The organism is Pseudomonas sp. Pseusp10 (genome assembly GCF_059492225.1).
On sequence record NZ_CP168528.1, the window covers coordinates 5,754,158 to 5,778,621 of the forward strand.

The window sequence follows — 24,464 nt, forward strand, 5'->3', positions numbered from 1 at the left end:
TTCGAGCGTCAGCGATTAGCCTGGGCCTTCCACCAGCCACAGAATTCATCGAGCGCCGTCCAGAGGCTGACCTTGGGATCGTAATCCAGATAATGCCGGGCGCGGCTGATGTCCAGGGTGAAATTTTTGTTCATGACCTGCATGCCCAGACGCGACAGCGTCGGTTCGGGACGCCCCGGCCACAACTTGCACACACCCTCGTTGAGCGCCGCCACGCTGTAGGCCAGGCCGTAGGAACGGTAGCGGGTAACCTGTGGGACTTCCATGTTGCGCATGACGTAATTGACCACGTCCCACAGGGGAACCGGCGCGCCGTTGCTGATGTTGTAAGCCTTGCCCAGCGCAGATCCGCTGGCCAGCAAACTGCTGAGCAACGCTTCGTTGAGGTTTTGCACGCTGGTGAAATCAACTTTGTTCAGACCGTTGCCGATGATTGCCAGGCGCCGCTTGCGCTGCATGTTCAACAGGCGCGGGAAGGTGCTCATGTCGCCGGCCCCGGTGACGAAACGCGGACGCAGAGCCAGGGTTTCGAGGCCGAACTCCTGGGCGCCGAAGACTTTTTGTTCGGCCAGGTACTTGGTGGCGGCGTAAGGGTGCTTGAAGCGCTTGGGCACCTGCTCTTCGGTCAGTCCCTGGTGATCGCGACCATCGAAGTAGATCGATGGCGACGACAAATGCACCAGCCGCCGAACCCGTTGCTTCAGGCAGGCTTCGACCACGTTTTCGGTGACCTGGACGTTGCCCTGATGAAAGTCCTGATAACGTCCCCATAAACCGACAGCGCCGGCGCAATGCACCACGGCCTCGACGTCCGAACACAGCTCGCGCGCCAGTTCCGGGTCGCTCAAGTCACCCTGGATGAACTCGGCTCCGCGGCGTACCAGATGCTCCACACTCTCGGCCCGGCGACCGTTGACCCGCACGTCCAGGCCCTGCTCCAGGGCAAAACGCGCAAAGCGCCCGCCAATGAAGCCGCTTGCGCCGGTAACCAGAATCTTCATGAATTGCTCCGAATATTTCGTTTTGCGTATTACGTGAGGTCTTGACGCTGCGCGTCAGTCCAAGGGCACCAGCCATTGCTTCGATACGCTGACCAATTGATCGGTGAGCAGCCCCAGCAACTGGCCGCCATTACGCCAATGATGCCAGTACAGCGGCACATCGATCGGCTTATCTGGCAGCAACTCCTGCAAGACGCCCCTTTCCAGTTGCTCGCGCACCTGCAGTTCCGGGACCAGGCCCCAGCCGAGCCCGGCCTCCGTCAGCCGAATGAAACCTTCGGAGGACGGGCATAAATGGTGTTCGAAACCACCCTCGACGCCGAGGGACGCAAGATACCGATGCTGCAGGAAATCGTCCGGGCCAAACACCAGCGCCGGGGTACGGGCCAACTGATCGGCGCGTACGCCTTGCGGAAAATGCCGGGCAATAAAGGCCGGGCTGGCCAGTGCACGGTAACGCATGGCCCCCAGCAATACGCTGCGCGCACCCGCCACCGGACGCTCGCTGGCACAGACGCAGGCCGCCACCTCACCGGCGCGCATGCGCTTGAGGCCGACGGTCTGGTCTTCGACCACCAGATCCATCAGCAAATGTTGTTCCGCGCAAAACGCCCCCACGGCCTGTGCCCACCACGTGGCCAGGCTGTCGGCGTTCAGGGCGATCCGCAGGCGTTCGGGCAGGCCCTCTTCATCCAGCGCCGGCACCAGGCTTTGCAAATCCCGTTCAAGCAAGCGCACCTGTTGCACGTGGTTGAGCAGCCGCCGACCGATTTCCGTCGGCGTTGGCGGCGTGGCCCGCACCAGCACCGGCTGGCCAACCCGCGCTTCCAGCAGCTTGATGCGCTGGGAAATCGCCGATTGCGACAGTCCCAGCACCTGGGCCGCCCGTTCAAAACCGGCCTGTTCGACCACGGCCGCGAGGGCAGAAAGCAATTTATAGTCGAACATCAGTTTTCCTAATGAGCGATCAGCAAGATTGGTTTTTCTTATACAGCCTTCACAAGGACAATGACCAGCAAGAACTCTTGAACAAGGATCACCCACATGGCTGGCGAAACTTCATTGGCAACACTGCTGCGCAGCATGAGCCCGCAATTCAATGCCGGCGAATACGTGTTCTGCACCTTGCGCGACGGCAAGTTGCCCAGGGATCTGGAGATTGTCGGCAGCTTCCGCGAACAGGAAGGCCTGACCGTGATTCTCGAACGCTCCCACGCCGAAAAGGCCGGATTGAGCTTCGACTACGTCGCCGCCTGGATCACCTTGAACGTGCATTCGGCCCTCGAAGCAGTCGGCCTGACCGCCGCGTTCGCCACGGCACTTGGCCAGGCAGGAATCAGCTGCAACGTGATTGCCGGCTACTACCACGACCATTTGTTTGTCGGCCAGGCCGACGCCGACCGTGCCCTGCAAGTGCTGCGGGATCTGGCAGCCAACGCGGAGTAAAAAATCATGTGGCAAAGTTACGTGAACGGCCTGCTCGTGGCCTTCGGCCTGATCATGGCGATCGGGACCCAGAATGCGTTTGTCCTGGCGCAAAGCCTGCGACGTGAGCATCACCTGCCGGTGGCGGCGCTGTGCGTGGCCTGCGATGCCCTGTTGGTGGCCGCCGGAGTGTTCGGCCTGGCGACCGTACTGGCACAAAATCCGACGCTGTTGGCGATTGCCCGCTGGGGCGGCGCAGCGTTTCTGTTGTGGTACGGCAGCCAGGCGCTGCGTCGGGCCTTTTCGACACAGAGCCTGCAAGAGGGCGAAAGCCAGACCGTGCGCTCACTGCGGGCGGTCATGCTCAGTGCGTTGGCGGTGACGCTGCTCAACCCGCACGTCTATCTGGACACCGTTTTGCTGATCGGCTCCCTCGGCGCACAACAAACCGAGCCCGGCGCTTATGTAGTAGGCGCGGCCAGTGCCTCGCTGCTTTGGTTCTTCACCCTGGCGCTCGGTGCGGCATGGCTGGCACCGTGGCTCGCCCGCCCCAGTACCTGGCGAATTCTCGATCTGTTGGTGGCGGTGATGATGTTTGCCGTAGCGCTGCAGTTAATCGTAGCCATCTGATTCGCGGAACCTCTATTCCACACAGTTGTTGCGTGGTTATGCCGTTCCCCCGGTGCTATGATCCGACTCCCTGCGCCGCAAAGAGTACAAACTCCCCGGCGCTTGTCTGGCCGCCCGTGATCGGCCTTGCGCTCACCGCAACTGACCTGATTAGGAGAATCATCATGGCTTTCGAATTGCCGCCGCTGCCGTACGCACACGATGCCCTGCAGCCGCACATTTCCAAGGAAACCCTGGAATACCACCACGACAAGCACCACAACACCTATGTCGTGAACCTGAACAACCTGGTGCCAGGCACCGAGTTCGAAGGCAAGACCCTGGAAGAAATCGTCAAGACTTCCTCGGGCGGTATCTTCAACAACGCCGCTCAGGTCTGGAACCACACTTTCTACTGGAACTGCCTGGCGCCAAACGCTGGCGGTCAACCAACCGGCGCACTGGCTGAAGCCATCAACGCAGCGTTCGGTTCGTTCGACAAGTTCAAGGAAGAGTTCAGCAAGACTTCCATCGGCACCTTCGGTTCCGGTTGGGGCTGGCTGGTGAAGAAGGCTGACGGTTCCCTGGCCCTGGCCAGCACCATCGGTGCCGGCAACCCGCTGACCAACGGCGACACCCCGCTGCTGACCTGCGACGTCTGGGAACACGCTTACTACATCGACTACCGCAACCTGCGTCCGAAGTACGTCGAAGCGTTCTGGAACCTGGTCAACTGGAAATTCGTGGCTGAGCAGTTCGAAGGCAAAACCTTCACCGCTTAAGCTCGACGCCAGTCAAAAAACCCGGCTTTTGCCGGGTTTTTTATTGCCCGGGATTTTCAGCGTTCGGCAGGGCCCCTTCGCGAGCAAGCCCGCTCCCACAGTAGATCTGTATACGGCACGATCCAGTGTGGGAGCGGGCTTGCTCGCGAAGAACGATGACGCGGTCAACCTGACTGAATACCTATCCCTGCGGATCGACGTTATCCAACGCACGATTCACCGCCAGTTCCGCCAGCATGATGATCTGCGCAATGGCCAACGCCGTGTTGCGCTGAGGGCCGGTCAGGAAGGTGGCGAAATCACTCGCCATGACGTTGGCTGAAGCCAGTGATTCACAGGCGTGGGCAAGAAGGCTTTCTGTGTCCATGTCGGGGACAATCATGAACATGGTGCGGGGGTTGTAGGGTTTGGTGGTGCTGCTGGGGGGATCGGGGATTAACTTATCCACTGAAATATTCCTATGCGGTGGGTGCCACCCATTGCCGTTCTCACACGGCAAAGAGGTGGCAGCTATGTGCGAGGTGAGAAAACCGGTCATAGGCACCCGGCCAGACAAAAGTCTGCCCGCACACAGCCGCCATAACGCACTTACAGACAGCAGATAAGCTGGCGGCAATTATGCGGATACTGGCACTGGATGACTATGACTTGCCGGGTTCTCACACCCGATCGCTGAGTTTTCAGCGACAGTCAGAGGCTATTGAGTCCGCTTCCGACGGACAACCTGAAAACTGCGTGGGAAACTTCTGGCGCTTTCCTACACCGCGCCATCTCGCAAAAACGTAACGCGGAGCGTCCCTGGCAGCACTCCCACGCGGAGCGTGGGAACGATCAGCTTAGAGGCGTGGGAGATTGGTCGGCTGTCAGGCCGCCATCGCGAGCAAGCTCGCTCCCACAGGGTCGAGGTACATCCGCCAGATTCAGGTCGGCTGACAGGCCCCCTTCGCGAGCAAGCCCGCTCCCACAATGGATCGGTGCACACACACTGCTTCTCACCACTCAACAGGCCGAGCGTTAGCTCGCCTGCAGCTCTTGATCTTGATCCACCCGCCCCCTCGGCAGGCTGAGTGGAGGCGTTCATCCGGGGGGGAGGCGCGCAGCGCCGTTCGGCGTAGCCGAACACATCGAGAGGAGGTCGCGCGAAGCCGACCGGAGGCGATGCCCCCGGATGAATGCCGGAGCGAAGGAACCCCGAGCCTAAGCGAGGGGCCGTACGTTCGGGGCGAGCGTTTTTTGGGTTACTTTTTTTAGGCGCTTGTAAAAAAAGTGACTCGCCGTAAGGGCGAAACCATAAGCCGCCGTTACCGAAGAAATGGATATGTACTCCGTTAAAGTTCCAAAACAACCCACAGAATCCAAGGCATTTTCCAACGATGAAACAAGCCTCGCGCCCCTTGCCCCACCGCTACAGACGACTAACATCAAACAAAAGGAAAATATCTCCACCCCAGCCCCTCAAGTTGAAGGACTCAACAACCGACACAGTGCTAATAGGCTAACTCATCAAGACAACTGCAAATCAGCCAAGCTGCAGGCAAAATCCCCCAAGGATGATTGTCCCTTTGACTGCCATCACGGGATTGCCAATACTCATGGCAACTTGATGCTACCCGCACGGAACAAGGAATAACCCTTTGAAGCTGGAACTCAAGAACAGCTTGTCGGTGAAGTTGCTTCGGGTCGTGCTCCTGTCGGCATTGATCGTCGGTGTGGTCTTGAGCTGCGCGCAGATTGTGTTCGATGCCTATAAAACACGTCAGGCCGTCGCCAGCGATGCCGAGCGCATCCTCGACATGTTTCGCGACCCCTCGACCCAGGCCGTCTACAGCCTGGACCGGGAAATGGGCATGCAGGTGATCGAAGGCCTGTTTCAGGACGCCGCCGTGCGCCAGGCTTCCATCGGCCATCCCAACGAAGCCATGCTCGCGCAAAAAACCCGCGAACTGCAGCACTCCCACAGCCGCTGGCTGACCGACCTGATTCTTGGCAAGGAGCGCACCTTCACCACCCAACTGGTCGGTCGCGGGCCGTACAGCGAGTATTACGGCGACCTGAGCATCACCCTCGATACCGCCACCTACGGCCAAGGGTTCATCGTCAGCTCGGTGATCATCTTCATTTCCGGCGTACTGCGCGCGCTCGCCATGGGGCTGGTGTTGTATCTGGTCTATCACTGGCTGCTGACCAAGCCGCTGTCGCGGATCATCGAGCACCTCACGGAGATCAATCCGGATCGTCCCAGCGAGCACAAGATTCCGCTGCTCAAGGGGCACGAGAAAAACGAACTGGGCATCTGGATCAACACCGCCAACCAGTTGCTCGAGTCCATCGAACGCAATACCCATCTGCGCCACGAAGCGGAAAACAGCCTGTTGCGCATGTCCCAGTACGATTTCCTGACGGGACTGCCGAACCGGCAGCAATTGCAGCAGCAACTGGACAAGATCCTCATCGACGCCGGCAGGCTACAGCGCCGGGTCGCGGTGTTGTGTGTCGGCCTCGATGACTTCAAGGGCATCAACGAGCAGTTCAGTTACCAGACTGGCGACCAATTGCTGCTGGCCCTGGCCGATCGCCTGCGCGGTCATAGCGGTCGCCTGGGCGCCCTCGCCCGACTCGGTGGCGACCAGTTCGCCCTGGTCCAGGCCGATATCGAGCAGCCCTACGAAGCTGCCGAGCTGGCGCAAAGCATTCTCGATGACCTGGAAGCGGCGTTTGCCCTCGACCATCAGGAGATCCGCCTGCGCGCCACCATCGGCATCACCCTGTTCCCCGAGGACGGTGACAGCACCGAAAAATTGCTGCAAAAAGCCGAGCAGACCATGACGCTGGCCAAGACCCGCTCGCGCAACCGCTATCAGTTCTATATCGCCAGCGTCGACACCGAAATGCGCCGCCGCCGCGAGCTGGAAAAGGACCTGCGCGATGCCCTGATCCGCAATCAGTTCTACCTCGTCTACCAGCCGCAGATCAGCTATCGCGACAACCGCGTGGTGGGCGTCGAAGCCCTGATTCGCTGGCAACACCCCGAGCACGGCATGGTGCCACCGGACCTGTTCATCCCGCTGGCCGAACAGAACGGCACCATCATTGCCATTGGCGAATGGGTGCTGGACCAGGCCTGCAAACAATTACGCGAGTGGCATGACCAGGGTTTCAGTGACCTGCGCATGGCGGTGAACCTGTCCACGGTTCAATTGCACCACGCCGAACTGCCGCGGGTGGTCAACAACCTGCTGCAGATGTATCGCTTGCCGCCGCGCAGCCTGGAGCTGGAAGTCACCGAAACCGGCCTGATGGAAGACATCAGCACCGCAGCCCAGCACTTGCTCAGCCTGCGCCGCTCCGGCGCGCTGATCGCCATCGATGACTTCGGCACCGGGTATTCGTCCTTGAGCTATCTGAAGAGCCTGCCGCTGGACAAGATCAAGATCGACAAGAGCTTCGTCCAGGACCTGCTCGATGACGACGACGATGCGACCATCGTTCGGGCCATCATCCAGCTGGGCAAGAGCCTGGGCATGCAGGTGATTGCCGAAGGCGTGGAAACCGCCGAGCAAGAGGCCTACATCATCTCCGAAGGCTGCCACGAAGGTCAGGGCTATCACTACAGCAAGCCGTTGCCGGCACGGGAACTGGGCGCTTACCTGAAGCAGGCCCAACGCAGCAATGCGGTCATTCTCTGAAACAACGCAGCCTTTGTAGCAGCTGGCGGAGCCTGCGTTCGGCGGCGCAGCCGTCGTAAACCCTGACGACGCAGTTCGCCTGACACACCGAGGTGCCTGATCTCACGACGGCTGCGCCGCCGAACGCAGGCTTCGCCAGCTGCTACAAGGCTGCGATCTTTTGATTTGCCGCAAACCACCCGCTGAATAAGAAATATTTCCAGCTACAACCCTTTACACATAATGCGAAAGATTTGCATTATGTCGCAGTTTTGCGTGTGCATAGCACGACTCCACCCCTTATCGAAGCAGGATGTTCGCCATGATTCGTATGCCTCTGGCTACCGCCAGTCTGTTGGCCATCGCTATTTCCCTCGCCGGTTGCGGCGAAGGTAAAGACCAAGAAAAAGCTGCCGCGCCTGCGCCAGCTGCCAGCACTGCGGCGGCTCCAGCCGTTGCGCCTGCCGCTGCCGGTAAAGTCGACGAAGCCGCCGCCAAAGCCGTTGTCGCCCATTACGCCGACATGGTTTTCGCCGTTTACAGCGATGCCGAATCCACCGCGAAGACCCTGCAAACCGCCGTAGACGCCTTCCTCGCCAAGCCGAACGCCGACACCCTGAAAGCCGCCAAGGCTGCCTGGGTCGCCGCTCGCGTGCCTTACCTGCAGAGCGAAGTGTTCCGCTTCGGCAACACCATCATTGACGACTGGGAAGGTCAGCTGAACTCCTGGCCGCTGGACGAAGGCCTGATCGACTACGTCGACAAGTCCTACGAACACGCATTGGGCAACCCGGGTGCCACTGCCAACATCATCGCCAACACCGAAGTTCAGATCGGCGAAGACAAGGTCGATGTCAAAGACATCACCCCGGAAAAACTCGCCAGCCTGAACGAGCTGGGCGGTTCCGAGGCCAACGTCGCCACCGGCTACCACGCCATCGAATTCCTGCTCTGGGGCCAGGACCTGAACGGCACCGGCCCTGGCGCCGGCAACCGTCCGGCGTCGGACTACCTGGAAGGCAAAGGTGCAACCGGCGGTCACAACGACCGTCGTCGTGCCTACCTGAAAGCCGTGACCCAACTGCTGGTCAGCGACCTGGAAGAAATGGTCGGCAACTGGAAGCCGAACGTGGCCGACAACTACCGCGCCACCCTGGAAGCGGAACCGGCTGAGTCCGGCCTGCGCAAAATGCTGTTCGGCATGGGTAGCCTGTCCCTGGGCGAACTGGCGGGCGAGCGCATGAAGGTTTCCCTGGAAGCCAACTCCCCGGAAGACGAACAGGATTGCTTCAGCGACAACACCCACAACTCGCACTTCTACGATGCCAAGGGCATTCGTAACGTGTACCTGGGTGAGTACACCCGTGTAGACGGCAGCAAAATGACCGGCGCCAGCCTGTCGTCCCTGGTGGCCAAGGCCGACCCGGCTGCCGACACCGCGCTGAAGGCAGACCTGGCCGCCACCGAAGCCAAGATTCAGGTGATGGTCGACCACGCCAACAAGGGTGAGCACTACGACCAGCTGATCGCCGCCGGCAATACCGCTGGCAACCAGATCGTCCGTGACGCCATCGCATCCCTGGTCAAGCAGACCGGTTCGATCGAAGCCGCCGCTGGCAAACTGGGCATCAACGACCTGAACCCGGACAACGCTGATCACGAATTCTGATCAACGCTGGCTGAGTGAGTAAAAAGGCGACCTTCGGGTCGCCTTTTTCATATCTGCCCGAATGAGCCTCCCCCTGTAGGAGCGAGCTTGCTCGCGATGGACGTTAACGGTGACGCGTCCTGTCTGGAAAAATGCGTAGCCTGAACATTCATCGCGAGCAAGCTCGCTCCTACAGGGGATCGTGGTGTGCAGATAAACTCTGCCCCACATCAAGCAAACGATAATTCCTCTTATTCAAATTCCCATCCCCTGTTAGACTTTGCGCCCTTGTTTTGCTCGTCTTGCAGGATGTCTGATGCCCCCGCTGCCTCTTCGCTTGTCCGCACTGTTTCTGGCCCTGGGCCTGAGTGCCTGCGATGACGCCCCGAAATTCACCCGGGCAGAACCCGGTGAAGCCCGCTCCGGCGGCAGTGCGACGGTGCGCAAGACCGATCAGAACGCGTTTTCCATGCCCTCGGCGAATCTGCCGCCGTCAAGGCGCGTGGATTTCAGCGTCGGCAACAGTTTCTTCCGCAGCCCTTGGGTGATAGCCCCATCGACGACGACCGCTCGCGATGGCCTCGGCCCGCTGTTCAACACCAATGCCTGTCAGGGCTGCCACATCAAGGACGGCCGCGGCCACCCGCCAGCGCCCAACGACGTAAATGCCGTGTCGATGCTGGTGCGCCTGTCGATTCCCGACGCCCCGGCGTATGCCAAGGTCATCGAGCAGATCGGCGTAGTGCCTGAGCCCGTCTACGGCGGTCAGTTCCAGGACATGGCCGTACCCGGTGTGGCCCCCGAAGGCAAAGTGCGGGTCGATTACACCGCCGTGCCGGTTCGCTTCAAGGACGGTACTGAAATCGAGCTGCGCAAACCGAGCCTGAACATCACCCAGCTGGGCTACGGCCCCATGCACCCCGACACCCGTTTCTCGGCCCGTGTTGCGCCACCGATGATTGGCCTGGGCCTGCTCGAAGCGATCCCCGACGAGGCGATCCTGGCCAACGCCGAGGCACAGGCCAAGGCGGAAAACGGCATCAGCGGACGACCGAACCGGGTCTGGGATGACGCCCGGCAAAAGACCGTTCTGGGACGATTTGGCTGGAAAGCCGGACAACCGAACCTCAATCAACAAAATGTTCACGCGTTTTCGGGTGATATGGGGCTCACGACCAGCCTGAGACCCTTTGATGACTGCACGGACGCGCAAACGGCCTGCAAGCAGGCACCGAATGGCAACGGCCCGGATGGCGAGCCGGAAGTCAGCGACAACATTCTGCGCCTGGTGCTGTTCTATAGCCGCAACCTTGCCGTACCGGCCCGTCGTGACGTTAACGCCCCTGAAGTGCTGGCTGGCAAGACCCTGTTTTATCAGGCCGGTTGCCAGTCCTGTCACACACCGAAATACACCACCGCCGCCAACGCTGCCGAACCTGAACTGGCCAATCAAGTCATTCGCCCGTACAGCGATCTGCTGTTGCATGACATGGGCGACGGCCTGGCCGACAACCGTACCGAGTTCCAGGCCAGTGGCCGTGAATGGCGTACCCCGCCGTTGTGGGGTATCGGCCTGACACAGGCGGTCAGCGGCCACACCCAGTTCCTGCATGACGGCCGCGCCCGCAACTTGCTTGAAGCGGTGCTCTGGCATGGCGGCGAGGCGACAGCGGCGCAGCAACAGGTTTTGTCTTTCAATGCCGAGCAACGCGCTGCGTTGCTGGCGTTCCTGAATTCCCTTTAACACGCATTCCACTCGCGGGAGCCCGACATGTTCCGTCCCAAATTGTTGTTCACCAGCCTTGCCGCCCTCGCCCTGGGCGCCTGCTCGCCCCAGGACCCGCAAGCGGTCACGTCGGCGGCCATCGCCAAATCGGTGATCCTGCCAACCTACACCCGCTGGGTTGAAGCCGACCGTCAATTGGCGGTCAGCGCCCTCGCCTACTGCGAAGGCAAGGAAACCCTGGAAACCGCCCGTGCCGATTTCCTGCACGCGCAAAAAGCCTGGGCCGAGCTGCAACCTTTGTTGATCGGGCCGTTGGCCGAAGGCAACCGTTCGTGGCAAGTGCAGTTCTGGCCGGACAAGAAAAACCTGGTCGGCCGTCAGGTCGAGCAACTGGTCATCGCCCAGCCGCAAATCGATGCCGCCGCACTGGCCAAGTCCAGCGTTGTGGTACAGGGTCTTTCGGCTTACGAATACATTCTGTTCGACAGCAAGCCTGACGTGGCCAACGCTGAGCAGAAAGCCAAATACTGCCCGCTGCTGATCGCCATCGGTGAGCGCCAGAAACAGTTGGCCGAAGACATTCTGCAAACCTGGAACAACACCGACGGCATGCTCTCGCAAATGAGCAAATTCCCGAACCAGCGCTACGCGGACTCCCATGAAGCGATCGCCGACCTGCTGCGCGTGCAAGTTACGGCCATCGACACCCTGAAGAAAAAACTCGGCACGCCGATGGGCCGCCAGAGCAAGGGCGTGCCGCAACCGTTCCAGGCCGATGCATGGCGTAGCCAGTCGTCCCTGACCAGCCTCGAAGCCAGCCTCGCGGCCGCCAAAACGGTCTGGGAAGGTGTGGATAACAAAGGCCTGCGCAGCCTGTTGCCGAGCGAGCAGAAACCGTTGGCCGACAAGATCGATGCGGCCTACGCCGCCTCGCTGAAACTGTTCGCCGGCAACCAGCGCTCGCTGACCGAAATGCTCGGTGACGACACCGGCCGCCAGCAGCTCAACGACCTGTACGAAAGCCTCAACGTTGTACATCGTCTGCACGAGGCTGACCTGGCCAAGGCGTTGGGCATCCAACTGGGCTTCAACGCCAACGACGGTGACTGATGAGGGCAAGGTCCATGCTGCGACGCCAGGTTCTGACTTTAGGTAGCTTGTTGCTGGGTGCGGTGACGCTGGGCGGCTGGAAGTTGTTCAAGCAAAAGGACAGGAGTCCGTTGTTGCTTTCGGCACGGGACGATACCGATGGCCAGCATTACGCCGTCGGTTATCGGCTGGATGGCACCCAGGAGTTCGCCACCCGGGTCGGCCAGCGTTGCCACGACATCATCAACCACCCGACCCTGCCGATTGCGCTGTTTGTCGCCCGCCGTCCGGGTACCGAGAGCTACCTGATCGACCTGCGCGACGGCGCGCTCCTGCAAACGGTGGTGTCACAACCGAACCGGCACTTCTACGGACACGCGGTCATTCACCACAGCGGCGACTGGCTGTATGCCACCGAAAACGACACCACCGATCCGGGTCGCGGCCTGCTCGGCGTGTATAAATTCGAAGGCGAACGGCTGGTGCACAGCGGTGAGATTTCCACCCACGGCCTCGGTCCGCACCAAGTGTCGTGGATGCCCGATGGCGAAACCCTGGTGGTGGCCAACGGCGGAATTCGCACCGAGGCCGAAAGCCGAGTGGAGATGAATCTCAACGCCATGGAGCCGAGCCTGGTCCTGATGCACCGTGACGGCACCCTGCTGAGCAAGGAAACCCTCGCCCAGCAGATGAACAGCGTGCGCCATTTGGCCATCGCCAGCGACGGCACCATCGTCGCCAGCCAGCAATTCATGGGCGCGGCCCACGAGTCGTCGGAGCTATTGGCGATCAAGCGTCCCGGTCAGCCTTTCGTCGCGTTCCCGGTGCCCGAGCACCAGTTGCAGGCCATGGGGCATTACACCGCCAGCGTCGCGGTACACAGCGACTTGCGTCTGGTGGCGTTGACTGCACCACGTGGCAACCGCTTTTTCATCTGGGACCTGGACAGCGGTGAAGTACGCCTGGATGCGCCACTGCCCGATTGTGCCGGGGTCGGTGCGGTGGCCGATGGTTTTGTCGTGACCTCCGGTCAAGGGCGCTGCCGCTACTACGACTGCCGCCAGACAAACCTTGTTGCAAAACCGCTGGAGCTACCCGCAGGGCTCTGGGACAACCATCTGCATTTGATGGCGTAAATCATTGAAAAGATCGCCGCCCCGGGCCGCGCCTGCGGGATGGCGTAGATCCCGCAGGCGCGGCCCGGGGCGGCGAATCTTTTCAGCCTTTCAACTCTCTAATACCTCACAACCTGTAAAAACGGCAGTTGGATTACCCTCTACACTCCCGGTAATGAGCCCCACTGTCTCACCTGATTTTCTCCAAGGAACTGGACTATGCTGCGTCGCCGCATGCTGTTCATGTTGGGTGTTGTTCTACTGATTGTGCTGGTCCTGGCCACGTACAAAGCCTTCTCGATCTACACGATGGTTCAAGGCTACTCTGCCCCCAGACCGGCCATCAGCGTTTCCGTGGCTACTGCCAGCGAGCGCCCATGGCAAGCCCGCCTGCCTACCGTTGGCACGCTCAAGGCATTGCAAGGCGTGGACCTGAGCCTGGAGACCGATGGCACCGTCATTGATGTCCAGTTCGAGTCAGGGCAAAAGGTCAAGGCCGGTCAACCCATCGTCCGGCTCGACAGCGCCGTGGAAAGTGCCTTGCTCGAAACCGCCCTGGCCGACCTCGGGCTGGCCCAGTTGGACTACAACCGTGGCAGCCAGCTGGTGGGCAGCCAGGCGATTTCCAAAGGTGAGTTCGACCGACTCTCGGCGGTCCTGAAAAAAAGCAGGGCCACGGTCAATCAGCTCAGGGCTGCGCTCGAGAAAAAACGCATCGTCGCGCCGTTCAGCGGCACCATCGGCATCCGTCAGGTGGACGTCGGCGACTATGTGGCCACTGGCACCATGATCGCCACCCTGCAAGACCTCAGTAGCCTGTATGTCGACTTTTTTGTGCCCGAGCAGTCGGTGCCGAAGATTGCTCTCGGCCAGCCAGTGCAGGTCATTGTCGCGGCGTATCCGACCCTGGAGTACCCCGGCACCATCAGTGCAATCAACCCTAAAGTCGAGAACAGCACCCGTAACGTGCAGGTCCGCGCCACCCTGGCCAACCCCGATGGCAAATTGATGCCAGGCATGTTCGCCAGCCTCCAGGTGCTCCTGCCCGACCCGCAACCGCGCATCGTGGTGCCGGAAAGCGCGATTACCTACACGCTCTACGGCAACTCGGTGTACGTGGCCGTACCAAAGAAGGCCGAAGATGGCAGCCCGCAAAAGGACGACAAGGGTCAACCGGTGCTGATCGCCGAACGACGTTTTGTCGAAACCGGCGAACGCCGCGATGGGCAAGTGATGATCACCAAAGGCGTGCAGAGCGGCGAGAAAGTGGTGACCGCCGGCCAGCTCAAACTGGACAACGGCGCACACATTGCCATCAGCGACGACAAGACCCTGGCCGAGCGGAACAGCCCGCCACGCGCGGACTGATCAAGGAATCCCCATGGCTTTTACCGATCCGTTCATCCGCCGTCCGGTTCTCGCAACCGTGGTCAGCCTGCTGATTGTGCTGCTGGGCTTCCAGGCCTGGGGCAAGCTGCCACTGCGCCAGTATCCGCAGATGGAAAACGCCCTGATCACGGTGACCACCGCCTACCCCGGGGCCAACGCCGAGACCATCCAGGGCTACATCACCCAACCGATGCAGCAAAGCCTGGCCAGCGCCGAAGGCATCGACTACATGACCTCGGTCAGTCGCCAGAACTTCTCGGTGATCTCGATCTACGCGCGCATCGGCTCCAATAGCGACCGTCTGTTTACCGAACTGCTGGCCAAGGCCAACGAGGTCAAGAGCCAGCTGCCCCAGGAAGCTGAAGACCCGGTGCTGAGCAAACAGTCTGCCGATGCGTCAGTGCTGATGTACATGAGCTTCTTCAGCAAGGAATTGAGCAACCCGCAGATTACCGATTACCTGTCACGGGTGATCCAGCCCAAACTGGCGACCTTGCCCGGCATGGCCGAAGCCGAGATCCTCGGTAACCAGGTATTTGCCATGCGCCTGTGGCTGGACCCGATGAAGCTGGCGGGTTTCGGCCTGAGTGCCAGCGATGTGACCAACGCAGTGCGCCAGTACAACTTCCTCTCGGCCGCCGGCGAGGTGAAAGGCGAATACGTGGTCACCAGCATCAATGCCAATACCGAACTCAAGTCCGCCGAAGCGTTCGGCACCATACCGCTCAAGGTCGATGGCGACAGCCGTGTGTTGCTGCGCGATGTGGCACGTGTGGAAATGGGTGCGGAAAACTACGACACCATCAGCTCGTTCGGGGGCACCCCGTCGGTGTACATCGGCATCAAGGCAACGCCCGGCGCCAACCCGCTGGAAGTGATCAAGGAAGTGCGCAAGATCATGCCGGACCTGGAGGCCCAGCTACCGCCGAACCTCAAGGGTGAAATCGCCTACGACGCCACCCTGTTCATCCAGGCCTCGATCGATGAAGTGGTGAAAACCCTGTTCGAAGCGGTGCTGATCGTGATCGTGGTGGTGTTCCTGTTCCTCGGTGCCCTGCGGTCGGTGGTGATCCCGGTGGTGACCATCCCGCTATCGATGATCGGCGTCATGTTCTTCATGCAGATGATGGGGTACTCGATCAACCTGCTCACCCTGCTGGCGATGGTATTGGCCATCGGCCTGGTGGTGGATGACGCCATCGTCGTGGTGGAAAACATTCACCGCCACATCGAGGAAGGCAAGACACCGCTCGAGGCTGCCATTGAAGGCGCCCGGGAAATCGCCATGCCGGTGGTCTCGATGACCATCACCCTGGCAGCGGTGTATGCGCCGATTGGTTTCCTGACCGGCCTGACCGGGGCGCTGTTCAAGGAGTTCGCCCTGACCCTGGCCGGCGCGGTGGTGATTTCCGGTATCGTCGCCCTGACCCTGTCGCCGATGATGTGTGCATTTCTGCTGCGTCACGACGAGAATCCCAGCGGCCTGGCCCATCGCCTGGACATGATTTTCGAAAGCCTCAAGCACCGCTACCAGAGCCTGCTTCACGGCACCCTCAACACCCGGCCGGTGGTGCTGGTGTTCGCCGTGATCGTGCTGTGTCTGATTCCGGTCCTTCTCAAATTCACCAAATCGGAACTGGCGCCGGATGAGGACCAGGGCATCATTTTCATGATAGCCAACGCCCCGCAACCGACCAACCTCGACTACCTGAACACCTACACCGACGAGTTCATCTCGATCTTCAAGGCGTTTCCCGAGTACTACTCGTCGTTCCAGATCAACGGTTTCAACGGCGTGCAATCGGGCATTGGCGGTTTCCTGCTCAGGCCGTGGAACGAGCGCAGTCGCACGCAAATGGCGATCCTGCCCGAGGTGCAGGGCAAACTGGAAAAGATCCCGGGGTTGCAGATTTTCGGCTTCAACCTGCCGTCCCTGCCAGGCACCGGCGAAGGCGTGCCGTTCCAGTTCGTCATCAACTCCGCCAACGATTACGAATTGCTGCTGCAGGTGGTCGAACGGGTAAAGAAACGTGCGAAGGAATCCGGCAAGTTTGCGTTTGTCCACGTTGACCTGGCCTTCGACAAGCCGGAAGTGGTGGTGGATATTGACCGCGCCAAGGCCGCGCAGATGGGGGTTTCCATGCAGGATCTGGGGGGAACCCTGGCGACCCTGCTGGGTGAAGCCGAGATCAACCGTTTCACCATTGAAGGTCGCAGCTACAAGGTCATCGCCCAGGTCGAGCGGCCGTTCCGCGATAATCCGGACTGGCTGAACAATTACTACGTGAAAAACACCCAGGGCGAACTGTTGGCGTTGTCGACCCTGATCACCGTCACCGACCGCGCTCGACCGCGACAGCTGAACCAGTTCCAGCAACTCAACTCGGCCATCCTCTCCGGCGTGCCGCTGGTGAGCATGGGGGAAGCCATCGACCTCGTGCGCCAGATCGCCCGGGAAGAGGCACCCGCCGGTTTCGCCTTCGACTACGCCGGCGCATCGCGGCAGTACGTTCAGGAAGGCAGTGCCCTGTGGGTCACCTTTGCCCTGGCACTGGCGATCATTTTCCTGGTGCTGGCGGCTCAGTTCGAAAGTTTCCGCGACCCGCTGGTGATCCTGGTCACCGTACCGCTGTCTATTTGCGGCGCATTGATACCGCTGTTCCTGGGGTGGTCGAGCATGAACATCTACACCCAGGTCGGGCTGGTGACCTTGATCGGGCTGATCAGCAAGCACGGCATTCTGATCGTCCAGTTCGCCAACCAGCTACGCAAGGACAAGGGCTTGACGGCACGCGAAGCGGTGGAGGAAGCGGCGGCCATCCGGTTGCGCCCGGTCTTGATGACTACCGCGGCGATGGTGTTCGGCATGGTGCCATTGATCATCGCCACCGGTGCTGGCGCCGTCAGCCGGTTCGACATCGGCACGGTCATCGCGACGGGCATGTCGATCGGCACGTTGTTCACCCTGTTTGTGTTGCCCTGCGTGTACACGGTGCTGGCCAAACCCGATAAGCACTGAACCCTGTAGGAGCCAGCTCGCTGGCGATGGTCGTTAACGATAACGCGTGTGCACTGGATAAACGCGTCGCACTTGAGTCCATCGCCAGCAAGCTGGTTCCTACAGTTTCCCGGGATTCCGTGAAGAACCAAAAAAAAGGCCTCGCAAGTGCGAGGCCTTTCATTTGGGCTTCAATCGGTTCAACTTTGCGGCCTCAATCCCTGAGAAAGTCCGAACATGAACAACAACAAATCATGATCGGGTTGAGTGGCCACGGATGCCTTCGCAACCCGTGGCAACGGACAATGTTCATCTGCGCTTATCGAACTGAGAACCTGGGGGCGCGGTTGCTCCCAGGCTGCCATCGCGATCGATGCAACTGCCAAGGCTCCTACCAGAAACAAACCTCGTGCAATTTCGAGTTTCATCGCTATAAACCCTTGATAGCGCTGCCAAACGCCGTCTCATAAAAGTAGACGAGCTTTTCCCAGTCTGCCTCGCTGAACGACGAGTGGCGACGCAATTGCTTCATGTCATGGGTAGAAGCGCGATAGGCGGTCAAGCGCTGTCGGCTTTTCTCCAGATCGATCAGGGCAACTTCGACCCTGGCCGACTCGCCCTCACCCGTCACGCGAACAAATACGTGCTTTTCATACATGCAGCCGTGCTGCCAACGGCCCCTGTGCATACGGGCCAGGTTTTCAGCCAGGTCCTTGAGCACTCGGTCGTTGACGGCTTCACCATGGCGCTCGCGACCGCCACCGGCGTACCAGTGCTCGATTTCCTCGAAGCCATCCAGCGACTTGGTGACCAGCAGGGCACGCCATTTGTGCACAGGATCGCGCTGTGCGCCACAGAAAACGATATGCGGAACCCGTACGCCAAGCTCGGTCACACCGGTGAGCGCATCACGCTCGCGCATTACTGTAGGTCGACCGAAAGGGTGCTGCCAGCTACGGTGGATATGCCCGGTCTGGCGCTTGACGTAGAGCAACTGACCATCACTGCCCATCACTCGTTGAACGCCACTTTCCCCTCCGCGACGGACGTTGGGTTCTTCTACCCATTCACCGCGCTGATTCCAAAAGTAATCGAAGCGGTCCTGGGGAGTGACTTCCGTTTCTGCTGCACACTGCACTGCCATCCTGTTACCTCTTGCGTAATACGTAAACTCGCCACATCGCATAGAGCGGCAAAAAGTCCAGTTGTTCCTGGATGCGGAAACCCGCCTGCTCAAATTCTTTTTCTACGGTAGCGACCGGTAACACGAAGCGGTTTTGGTAACCTTCCTGCCCACGGGTTTTCTCCGAACGCTTGCGTTTCCAGGCCTTGAAGTTGCCATCGACCCAAAGCGACAAGATCACGCTGTCACGGGAAACACGCTCGAATTCGCGCAAAATAGCCATGCGATGCTCGGCTTCACCGATGTGGTGGAGCAAGCGCATGCAAAAAATGCTGTCGACGGCATTGTTTGGCAAGGCAATGTCGAATGCAGAAGTGTGCAAGGGTTGTACCCGTTTCACCACTTCGGCCGGTTGCGCCCGGGTTGCGATCTTCAGCATGGACTCCGAGTTATCGGCGCCGATGATCACGCGGTTGGATTTTTCCGCCAACAAGGGCCAGAAACGCCCTGCACCGCACGGCAAGTCGAGGACCAGGCCAGGTTCGCCAACCAGGGCCAGTGCCTTGCGCGCCAGTTGCTCCTCACGCCAATGGGACAATCGGCGTCCGAGACCGTCCTGATGTTTGCGCAAATAGCGTTGCCCGTGTTGATCGTCGTATTTTTCGGAAAAATCGAGCTTGATCGGGCCATCCATCAACAGGCCTCCTGAACTTCTGATAGCAAACACCTTAGGTTTCGTGGTGTTGGTGACAGGTGATCCGATTGTGAAAATTTCATTGTAGAAAACCCTGAAATATTACAGGGTTTTACATAATTGACAGGTGTTGCCGGGCACCCGACTCAACTGATCACGTTCGGGACAACTCCACCTGAAAACGGCAGCCATTAGGTTCCATGGTTGTCAGGCTGACGCTCCAGCCCTGGTTTTCACAGATCCTCTGCACCAGTGAAAGCCCCAGGCCCAAACCCTCCCCGCGCTGTTCACTGCCCCGAACGAATGGTTCGAACATCGCCTCGCGTTTTTCCTCGGGAATGCCCACACCACTGTCTTCTACCAGAAAGCCCGCGCCCGTCAGGGTAAGGCGGATGAAGCCCTGTTCGGTGTAGTGCAAGGCATTGCGCAGCAAGTTACCCATCACCGCGTGCAGCAGCGTTGCATTGTAGCCCTTGGCCTCAGGCTCGCCCGGTTCGAAGATCAGCTTCAACCCTTTGCTTTCAATGGGCTCGCGCCACAGACCGAGCAGGTCCTCGGCCACCTGGCTCAGGGACTGTTGCGGCGACATGCTGGCGTCTTCGCGCTGGGCACGGGCCAGCATCAGGAAGGTTTGCACCAGCTCACGCATTTCTTCACATGCCCGGGCGATGCGCTCGACCTGGGCACGGCCGCGTTGATCGATACCGGGGTTTTCCAGCAACAACTCGCAGGAACTGGCCAATATCATCAGGGGGGTACGCAATTCGTGGCTGACGTCGCTGGTGAACAACCGCTCGCGGGTCAAAGCCTGACGCAAGCGCCCGAGGGTGGCGTCGAAGGCGACGGCCAACTCGCCCACTTCGTCGGCGGCATAGTCCGGGGCCAAAGGGGGGGCCAAGCCGAGCAGTTGATCGCGATGGCGCACCTGGCGGGCCAGCCGCACCACCGGCGCCATGACCTTGCGTGCCAGAACCCAGCCGAGAAACACCGCCAGCGCCAGGCTCAGTACGAACCCCACCAGCACTACGGCAAACAGCACCCGCTCACGTTCTTCGAAGTCGCTCTGGTCCTGCAACAACACATAACGTCGGCCGTCGACGATTTCGACCATGGCGTGGTACGACAGGTTTTCACGGAACACTTCGTGGAAACCCGGCTCCAGGTGCCGCAAATCCTTGGGCAACTGGAAGTCGCCCGGTCCACCGCTGAAGTAGAACAATTGGTCCGGTTCGGGGCGATGGCTCCAGTCCGTGACATTGTCCATCAGTAACAGGCGCTGCAAATCGCCGCCCAGGCCTGCCGAAATCAGTTTTTCTTCCACCAGGTGCACGGTCGCCACGATGCCCATGGCAAAGGCCCCCGCCACCAGTGCGCTCATCAGCGCAAAGGCAATGATGATTCGTTGAGCAAGGCTCTGCTTAAACTCCATCACGCCCCTCGGCCAAGCGATACCCTACACCGTGCACGGTTTGCAGCAATGGCTTGGCGAACGGCTTGTCGATCACCTGGCGCAGTTGGTGGACATGGCTGCGCAGGCTGTCGCTGTCGGGACAGTCATCGCCCCACAACGCCTCTTCAAGAATTTCACGGCGCAGCACATGAGGGCTTTTCTGCATCAACACGGCCAGCAACTTCAGGCCGACCGGGTTGAGTTTCAGCAACCGGCCTTCGCGAGTGACTTCCAGAGTGTCGAGGTCATAGCTCAGGTCGCCGACCTGCAAGGTCCGCCGCCCGCCGCCCTGGGTTCGACGCATGACCGCCTCGATACGGGCCGCCAGCTCAGACAGGGCGAACGGTTTGATCAGATAGTCATCGGCGCCAGACTTGAAGCCCTGCAGACGGTCATCCAGTTGGTCGCGGGCCGTGAGCATGATCACCGGCGTTTCGCGGCGGGCATCCTCGCGCAGGCGTTTGCACAGGGTGTAGCCATCGATGCCGGGCAGCATGATATCGAGTACGATCAAATCGTAGTGCTCGGTGGCCGCCAGATGCAGACCCGACAGACCGTCCTGCGCGCAATCCACGGTATAGCCTTTGAGCCCCAGGTAATCGGCCAGGTTGGCCAGGATATCGCGGTTGTCTTCAACCAATAGAATTCGCATGGGTATCTCTCCGTCCACAGTAACGGCCGTCATGGCCCGCGCAGCTTAAGGCCAAGTGTGGCTCACGGCTAGGGGAAGGCCATGGGTGAATCAATTCGATCAACTGAAAGGTATGATTGACAGGTTTTTCACTATCGATTCACGTGCTGACTACAGTGGTCAGCCGAGACTCTCACGCGGTTGGTAATAAGGAATGCAAAAAATGGACTATTTGAAGACGGCACCCATGCGCTTTTTGCTGCTGGTGACCGGCTCCTGGCTGGCAATTTTTTTTCTGACTCGAACAGTCCTGCTCCTCACGCATCTGAATGAGGCCGGTAGCGGCTTCCTGTCGGTGTTTGGTATCGGCCTGCTTTACGACCTGGGCTTTATCGCTTACGCAGCGCTGCCCATGGGCCTCTACCTGTTGCTGTGCCCGCCGGCCTTGTGGCGCACTCGTGGCCATCGATGGTTTCTTCAGGGGCTGCTGACCGTCAGTCTGTTCGCGATGCTGTTCACCTCGGTGGCCGAGTGGCTGTTCTGGGATGAATTCGGCGTACGCTTCAATTTCATCGCCGTCGACTACCTGGTGTATTCCGACGAAGTACTGAACAACCTGCTGGAGTCATACCCGATCGGCACGCTGCTGAGCATTCTCGCCGTGCTGGCCGTGGTCCTGAGTCTTGCATTGCGCAAACCCTTCAACGCCGCACTTGATGCGCCCTTGCCACCGCTGCGTGGCCGCCTGCTCAATGCACTCGGTTTGTTGATCGTCGCCGGCCTGAGCCTGCAGCTGCTCAGCCAGGACGCCCCGCGCGCCCAAGGCGGCAATGCCTATCAGAACGAACTGGCGAGCAACGGTCCATACCAGTTCTTCGCCGCGTTCCGTAACAACGAACTGGACTACCCGCAGTTCTACAGCACTTTGCCGGCGGCCGTGGTTGCCCAACAGATTCGCGCCGAACTGGCCGAGCCCAATGCCCGCTTCGTGGGTGAGGACCCGCAGGACATACGCAGGCAGATCGATAACCCGGGCGCACCGCGCAAACCCAATATCGTGCTGGTCACCATTGAAAGCTTCAGCGCCAAGTACATGGGCAGCAACGGTGACAACCGTAACCTGACCCCCAACCTTGATGCCCTGCGCAAGCAGAGCCTGTATTTCAATAATTTCTACGCCACCGGCACCCGCACCGACCGCGGCCTGGAAGCCATCACCCTGGCGATTCCGCCGACCCCCGGTCGCTCGATCGTCAAGCGCGTGGGTCGTGAAAGCGGCTTTGCCAGCCTAGGTCAGCAACTCAATGCCGTGGGCTACGACAGCGTGTTTGTTTACGGCGGCCGCGGTTACTTCGACAACATGAATGCATTTTTCAGCGGCAACGGCTACCGCGTCGTGGACCAGAGCAGCGTCGAGGAGTCAGAGATTCACTTCAAGAATGCCTGGGGCATGGCTGACGAGGATCTCTACAACCAGACACTGAAACTGGCCGATGCCGACTATGCCAAGCAGCAGCCATTCCTGCTGCAGCTGATGACGACATCCAACCACCGCCCCTATACCTATCCGGACAACCGGATCGACATCAAGTCCGGCAACGGCCGGGACGGCGCAGTAAAATACACCGACTACGCCATTGGTCAGTTCCTTGATCAGGCGCGTCAAAAACCCTGGTTTGACAATACAATCTTCATCTTTGTCGCCGACCACACCGCAGGCAGCGCCGGGAAGGAAGACTTGCCCATCGCCAACTATCAGATTCCGCTGTTCATCTATGCACCGAAGTTGATCGAAGCTCGGGAAACGGCACAATTGGCCAGCCAGATCGATCTGGCGCCAACGTTGCTGGGCTTGCTCAATCTGGATTATGAATCGACGTTCTTTGGTCGTAACCTGTTGCAGGACAACCCGCTGCCGCCACGCGTGGTGGTCGGTAACTACCAGCACCTGGGTTTGTTCGACGGCAAGGACCTGGCGATTTTGAGCCCACGCCAGGGCTTGCGTCGTCACGATGAAGCGCTGACCGAAAGTCGCGAATCCCGGTCGACCGCCGATGACCCGCTGATTACCCGCGCAATCACCTATTACCAAACCGCCAGTTATGGCTTCAAGCAACAGCTGCTTGGCTGGAAGGCGCCCAAGGAGGGTGCCGGTCAAGTCGGCGAACGTTAACCGAATCGCCCCGGGCTGATGCCCCGGGGCTTTTTCCTTTGTTCAGGATCCACCATGTCATCAACCGCTGTCCGCCCTGCCCCTCGCCCGCTCAACTTCTGGGTGTACCTGGGGGTTCCCGCCGTTGCGGCGATCATTCTGATGTTGCTCGAACTGACCTCACTGGACATGGACCTTGCCAAGCTGTTCTACGACCCGGTCGCGGGTGACTTCATCGGACGGCACAGTTACTTCCTGGAGAACATCCTGCATACCCGCGCCAAGCAGGTAGTCATTGCATTTTCGGTGTTCGCCATCCTCGGCTACGCCGCCTCGTTTTTCATGGCCAAACTCAAACCGTTCAAGCGCGAACTGGGCTGCCTGGTGCTGTCCCTGGGCCTGGCGACTTCCTTTGTCACGCCGATGAAAGCGGTGACGGCAGTGCAATGCCCATGGAGCCTTGAGCAGTTCGGCGGTCACGAGACTTACAGCGAGTTGTTGAGCCATCGCCCGGCTACCGAGAAACCCGGCCGTTGCTGGCCTGGTGGCCATGCGGCGACCGGCTTCACCCTGTTTGCCCTGTTTTTCGTATTGCGTGACCGTCGCCCGCGCATGGCTCGCGCAGCATTTGTCTTCGCCTTCGCCCTCGGTTCGGTGTTCTCCATCGGGCGGATGATGCAGGGCGCGCACTTTTTCTCGCACAACGTGTGGACGGCGGTTTTCTGCTGGCTGATTTGTTTGGGGTCGTATTACTTCGTACTGTATCGACCGGCGTTGAAGGCTGATCGCGAAGCAAGCGCGGCACCTGTAGCCGTCTGAAACACAAATCAAATGTGGGAGCGAGCCTGCTCGCGATTGCAGTTCAACATTCAACAATGATGTTGACTGATACACCATCGCGAGCAGGCTCGCTCCCACAATGAACGGCTGTGGCCTTTAGAGTCCGGGCAATAAAAAACCCCGCCTG

Annotated in this window: 20 protein-coding genes; 12 read left to right on the plus strand and 8 right to left on the minus strand. The window is 59.9% G+C overall.

What is annotated here, in order from left to right:
- Window positions 1-8: 8 nt before the first annotated feature.
- The gene (locus ACEN8Z_RS26125; RefSeq protein WP_495596122.1) at window positions 9-1,001 is read right to left on the minus strand and encodes an NAD-dependent epimerase/dehydratase family protein; all 993 of its coding nucleotides are present in this window, start codon (window positions 999-1,001) and stop codon (window positions 9-11) included.
- A 54-nt stretch (window positions 1,002-1,055) separates the two neighbouring features.
- Entirely contained in the window at window positions 1,056-1,949 is an 894-nt protein-coding gene (locus ACEN8Z_RS26130) for a LysR family transcriptional regulator ArgP (protein WP_495596123.1), read from the minus strand.
- 96 nt (window positions 1,950-2,045) lie between these two features.
- Here ACEN8Z_RS26130 and ACEN8Z_RS26135 point away from each other — a divergent pair, with 96 nt between their 5' ends.
- The 3 genes from ACEN8Z_RS26135 to ACEN8Z_RS26145 all read left to right on the plus strand — a co-directional run bounded on the left by ACEN8Z_RS26135 (window position 2,046) and on the right by ACEN8Z_RS26145 (window position 3,817).
- Window positions 2,046-2,447, plus strand: a complete 402-nt coding sequence (locus ACEN8Z_RS26135; RefSeq protein ID WP_495596124.1) for an ACT domain-containing protein — start codon at window positions 2,046-2,048, stop codon at window positions 2,445-2,447.
- 6 nt (window positions 2,448-2,453) lie between these two features.
- Window positions 2,454-3,056: a LysE/ArgO family amino acid transporter gene (locus tag ACEN8Z_RS26140; RefSeq protein WP_442097085.1), complete on the plus strand. Its 603-nt coding sequence runs from the start codon at window positions 2,454-2,456 to the stop codon at window positions 3,054-3,056.
- Window positions 3,057-3,220: 164 nt separating this feature from the next.
- The gene (locus ACEN8Z_RS26145) at window positions 3,221-3,817 is read left to right on the plus strand and encodes a superoxide dismutase (protein ID WP_007986065.1); all 597 of its coding nucleotides are present in this window, start codon (window positions 3,221-3,223) and stop codon (window positions 3,815-3,817) included.
- Between the two features lie 181 nt (window positions 3,818-3,998).
- On the opposite strand, the gene ACEN8Z_RS26150 is transcribed toward ACEN8Z_RS26145, so the two are convergent.
- A complete protein-coding gene (locus tag ACEN8Z_RS26150) occupies window positions 3,999-4,265 on the minus strand; it encodes a DUF6124 family protein (RefSeq protein WP_007993621.1) in 267 nt (88 codons plus the stop codon).
- Between the two features lie 1,186 nt (window positions 4,266-5,451).
- Between ACEN8Z_RS26150 and ACEN8Z_RS26155 the strand changes: the two genes are divergently transcribed.
- The 7 genes from ACEN8Z_RS26155 (at window position 5,452) to ACEN8Z_RS26185 (ending at window position 17,468) form a co-directional block, all read left to right on the plus strand.
- Window positions 5,452-7,503: a putative bifunctional diguanylate cyclase/phosphodiesterase gene (locus tag ACEN8Z_RS26155; protein ID WP_495596125.1), complete on the plus strand. Its 2,052-nt coding sequence runs from the start codon at window positions 5,452-5,454 to the stop codon at window positions 7,501-7,503.
- Window positions 7,504-7,804: 301 nt separating this feature from the next.
- Window positions 7,805-9,151 (plus strand): imelysin family protein, encoded by a 1,347-nt coding sequence (locus ACEN8Z_RS26160; RefSeq protein WP_495596126.1) that lies wholly within the window; start codon window positions 7,805-7,807, stop codon window positions 9,149-9,151.
- Window positions 9,152-9,446: 295 nt separating this feature from the next.
- Window positions 9,447-10,874, plus strand: a complete 1,428-nt coding sequence (locus ACEN8Z_RS26165) for a di-heme oxidoreductase family protein (RefSeq protein ID WP_495596127.1) — start codon at window positions 9,447-9,449, stop codon at window positions 10,872-10,874.
- Window positions 10,875-10,901: 27 nt separating this feature from the next.
- The gene (locus ACEN8Z_RS26170; protein WP_007993930.1) at window positions 10,902-11,966 is read left to right on the plus strand and encodes an imelysin family protein; all 1,065 of its coding nucleotides are present in this window, start codon (window positions 10,902-10,904) and stop codon (window positions 11,964-11,966) included.
- 14 nt (window positions 11,967-11,980) lie between these two features.
- Complete coding sequence (locus ACEN8Z_RS26175) at window positions 11,981-13,081, plus strand: DUF1513 domain-containing protein (RefSeq protein WP_495596128.1); 1,101 nt, start codon at window positions 11,981-11,983, stop codon at window positions 13,079-13,081.
- A 198-nt stretch (window positions 13,082-13,279) separates the two neighbouring features.
- A complete protein-coding gene (locus tag ACEN8Z_RS26180; protein ID WP_495596129.1) occupies window positions 13,280-14,428 on the plus strand; it encodes an efflux RND transporter periplasmic adaptor subunit in 1,149 nt (382 codons plus the stop codon).
- A 13-nt stretch (window positions 14,429-14,441) separates the two neighbouring features.
- Window positions 14,442-17,468 carry a multidrug efflux RND transporter permease subunit gene (locus ACEN8Z_RS26185; RefSeq protein WP_495596130.1) on the plus strand — a complete coding sequence of 1,009 codons (3,027 nt, stop codon included), beginning with the start codon at window positions 14,442-14,444 and terminating at the stop codon, window positions 17,466-17,468.
- Window positions 17,469-17,647: 179 nt separating this feature from the next.
- Here ACEN8Z_RS26185 and ACEN8Z_RS26190 read toward each other — a convergent pair whose 3' ends face one another.
- From ACEN8Z_RS26190 to colR, 5 genes are all read right to left on the minus strand, one after another.
- On the minus strand, window positions 17,648-17,875 hold the full coding sequence (locus ACEN8Z_RS26190) for a hypothetical protein (RefSeq protein ID WP_277531404.1): 228 nt from the start codon (window positions 17,873-17,875) through the stop codon (window positions 17,648-17,650).
- Window positions 17,876-17,877: 2 nt separating this feature from the next.
- Window positions 17,878-18,591 (minus strand): lipopolysaccharide kinase InaA family protein, encoded by a 714-nt coding sequence (locus tag ACEN8Z_RS26195; RefSeq protein WP_495596131.1) that lies wholly within the window; start codon window positions 18,589-18,591, stop codon window positions 17,878-17,880.
- Window positions 18,592-18,595: 4 nt separating this feature from the next.
- Window positions 18,596-19,264: a class I SAM-dependent methyltransferase gene (locus ACEN8Z_RS26200; RefSeq protein WP_495596132.1), complete on the minus strand. Its 669-nt coding sequence runs from the start codon at window positions 19,262-19,264 to the stop codon at window positions 18,596-18,598.
- 154 nt (window positions 19,265-19,418) lie between these two features.
- Window positions 19,419-20,693, minus strand: coding sequence for a sensor histidine kinase (locus ACEN8Z_RS26205; RefSeq protein ID WP_495596133.1), 1,275 nt, complete (start codon window positions 20,691-20,693; stop codon window positions 19,419-19,421).
- On the minus strand, window positions 20,683-21,366 hold the full coding sequence (gene colR, locus ACEN8Z_RS26210; protein ID WP_007985839.1) for a two-component system response regulator ColR: 684 nt from the start codon (window positions 21,364-21,366) through the stop codon (window positions 20,683-20,685). Before colR ends, ACEN8Z_RS26205 begins: the two co-directional genes overlap by 11 nt.
- A 202-nt stretch (window positions 21,367-21,568) precedes the next feature.
- Here colR and ACEN8Z_RS26215 point away from each other — a divergent pair, with 202 nt between their 5' ends.
- Both ACEN8Z_RS26215 and ACEN8Z_RS26220 read left to right on the plus strand, forming a co-directional pair.
- Window positions 21,569-23,518, plus strand: coding sequence for an LTA synthase family protein (locus ACEN8Z_RS26215; RefSeq protein ID WP_495596134.1), 1,950 nt, complete (start codon window positions 21,569-21,571; stop codon window positions 23,516-23,518).
- 54 nt (window positions 23,519-23,572) lie between these two features.
- Window positions 23,573-24,316 (plus strand): phosphatase PAP2 family protein, encoded by a 744-nt coding sequence (locus ACEN8Z_RS26220; RefSeq protein WP_495596135.1) that lies wholly within the window; start codon window positions 23,573-23,575, stop codon window positions 24,314-24,316.
- Window positions 24,317-24,464 lie beyond the last annotated feature (148 nt).

What these genes read in the sequence shown, in the direction of transcription:
- ACEN8Z_RS26125 (WP_495596122.1), bottom strand. Translation starts at nt 1,001, where the DNA reads ATGAAGATTCTGGTTACCGGCGCAAGCGGCTTCATTGGCGGGCGCTTT.
- ACEN8Z_RS26130 (WP_495596123.1), bottom strand. Translation starts at nt 1,949, where the DNA reads ATGTTCGACTATAAATTGCTTTCTGCCCTCGCGGCCGTGGTCGAACAG.
- ACEN8Z_RS26135 (WP_495596124.1), top strand. Translation starts at nt 2,046, where the DNA reads ATGGCTGGCGAAACTTCATTGGCAACACTGCTGCGCAGCATGAGCCCG.
- ACEN8Z_RS26140 (WP_442097085.1), top strand. Translation starts at nt 2,454, where the DNA reads ATGTGGCAAAGTTACGTGAACGGCCTGCTCGTGGCCTTCGGCCTGATC.
- ACEN8Z_RS26145 (WP_007986065.1), top strand. Translation starts at nt 3,221, where the DNA reads ATGGCTTTCGAATTGCCGCCGCTGCCGTACGCACACGATGCCCTGCAG.
- ACEN8Z_RS26160 (WP_495596126.1), top strand. Translation starts at nt 7,805, where the DNA reads ATGATTCGTATGCCTCTGGCTACCGCCAGTCTGTTGGCCATCGCTATT.
- ACEN8Z_RS26165 (WP_495596127.1), top strand. Translation starts at nt 9,447, where the DNA reads ATGCCCCCGCTGCCTCTTCGCTTGTCCGCACTGTTTCTGGCCCTGGGC.
- ACEN8Z_RS26170 (WP_007993930.1), top strand. Translation starts at nt 10,902, where the DNA reads ATGTTCCGTCCCAAATTGTTGTTCACCAGCCTTGCCGCCCTCGCCCTG.
- ACEN8Z_RS26175 (WP_495596128.1), top strand. Translation starts at nt 11,981, where the DNA reads ATGCTGCGACGCCAGGTTCTGACTTTAGGTAGCTTGTTGCTGGGTGCG.
- ACEN8Z_RS26180 (WP_495596129.1), top strand. Translation starts at nt 13,280, where the DNA reads ATGCTGCGTCGCCGCATGCTGTTCATGTTGGGTGTTGTTCTACTGATT.
- ACEN8Z_RS26185 (WP_495596130.1), top strand. Translation starts at nt 14,442, where the DNA reads ATGGCTTTTACCGATCCGTTCATCCGCCGTCCGGTTCTCGCAACCGTG.
- ACEN8Z_RS26190 (WP_277531404.1), bottom strand. Translation starts at nt 17,875, where the DNA reads ATGAAACTCGAAATTGCACGAGGTTTGTTTCTGGTAGGAGCCTTGGCA.
- ACEN8Z_RS26195 (WP_495596131.1), bottom strand. Translation starts at nt 18,591, where the DNA reads ATGGCAGTGCAGTGTGCAGCAGAAACGGAAGTCACTCCCCAGGACCGC.
- ACEN8Z_RS26200 (WP_495596132.1), bottom strand. Translation starts at nt 19,264, where the DNA reads ATGGATGGCCCGATCAAGCTCGATTTTTCCGAAAAATACGACGATCAA.
- ACEN8Z_RS26205 (WP_495596133.1), bottom strand. Translation starts at nt 20,693, where the DNA reads ATGGAGTTTAAGCAGAGCCTTGCTCAACGAATCATCATTGCCTTTGCG.
- colR (WP_007985839.1), bottom strand. Translation starts at nt 21,366, where the DNA reads ATGCGAATTCTATTGGTTGAAGACAACCGCGATATCCTGGCCAACCTG.
- ACEN8Z_RS26215 (WP_495596134.1), top strand. Translation starts at nt 21,569, where the DNA reads ATGGACTATTTGAAGACGGCACCCATGCGCTTTTTGCTGCTGGTGACC.
- ACEN8Z_RS26220 (WP_495596135.1), top strand. Translation starts at nt 23,573, where the DNA reads ATGTCATCAACCGCTGTCCGCCCTGCCCCTCGCCCGCTCAACTTCTGG.